Annotated in this window: 1 protein-coding gene and 1 pseudogene; both read left to right on the top strand. The window is 56.3% G+C overall.

The features are described 5' to 3' along the window. The first annotated feature begins 489 nt into the window (after positions 1 to 489). Entirely contained in the window at positions 490 to 891 is a 402-nt protein-coding gene (gene cfbA, locus CW742_RS14500; protein ID WP_292421600.1) for a sirohydrochlorin nickelochelatase, read from the top strand. Between the two features lie 6 nt (positions 892 to 897). Further along, positions 898 to 1,117, top strand: a pseudogene (locus CW742_RS14495) (coenzyme F430 synthase); the annotation flags it as partial.

Here is a 1,117-nt window from a genome sequence, read left to right as displayed (position 1 = left end):
TAATGCTCTGCCTGACTCGTGGATCTTCGCGCGGGGCCTCCCCCGGTGGGGAGCACGGGAAGGCGTCAACGGCGCAATGTGGGCATAAGTATGGGCAGGAACTCCGAAGATACCGGCTACGGGAGTGGCGTTTGAACCGGCAGGGGGGTCCGGATTGGCGGTCCGGCACTTCTGTCGGCGCCACCCCGTTCAGCGTGCCGGAACACCAGCCGCGATTCGCCGGGGAAACTCCCGGAGTAATGATTGCCGCGAGCCAGGTGTTGGCAAGGTTACCCGGGCTCTGTTCCATGCGGTGCCTCTCTTTTGGATCTTCAGGATAATTCCCTTCTTTGACAAGATAGCAGGATCTATTGGCAATTATCTGGTGCTACGAATATTAGAACAAAACCAGCACACATGATTACGTTGATTACCAATTTTCATACGCATAATCGGGCCGGGCAAAGGATTGTCCCGGCAAACACTCGATGTATGGTAGGTAGGTAACGTATGTCAAAGAAAGGATTCTTACTTGTCGGGCATGGCAGCTCCATGCCGTATAATCAGGAACTCGTGGACCGGACCGCAGAAATTATCCGGGTCAAACACCCGGAGTATATTGTCCGGAGCGGGTTCATGAACATCAACAAGCCCTCGATCAAAGACGCGCTTGATGAATTCCGCAAGGAGGCGATCGATGCCCTTGTCGTTGTACCGCTCTTCCTTGCAAAAGGTGCGCATATTGAGAAGGATATCCCCCGGGAGATTGGGCTGTCCGAGGGGATCAGGAAAGGGCACTTCACTCTGAACGGGAAGTCGGTGCCCCTTGTTTATGCCGAGCCTATTGGGGTTGACCCCCTTCTTGCCGATCTCATGGTCAAGAACGCAACAGAGGCACTCACCCTGATCTGATCGAATATGCGGGTGCTGATCCTCGACACGATCCACGGGGCAGAAGAGATTGGCAGAGCCTTTGCGGACCGGGGGCATGATGTCGACATCGTGGACATCTACCGCGGGACAACGCCCGATGTACTACAGGAGGCCCATGGTACGCACTATGATCTTGTTGCCGCCCCGGTCCATACGGACCCGGACCACCCGCTGGTCCAAAGGGCCGGCCCGGCCCTCATCACCC

Origin of the sequence: Methanoregula sp. (assembly GCF_002835825.1) — an archaeon.
Taxonomy (GTDB): Archaea; Halobacteriota; Methanomicrobia; order Methanomicrobiales; family Methanospirillaceae; genus Methanoregula.
Note: the sequence above shows the minus strand (reverse complement) of the source record. Positions and strands in the feature narration are given on the sequence as shown.

What these genes read in the sequence shown, in the direction of transcription:
- cfbA (WP_292421600.1), top strand. Translation starts at nt 490, where the DNA reads ATGTCAAAGAAAGGATTCTTACTTGTCGGGCATGGCAGCTCCATGCCG.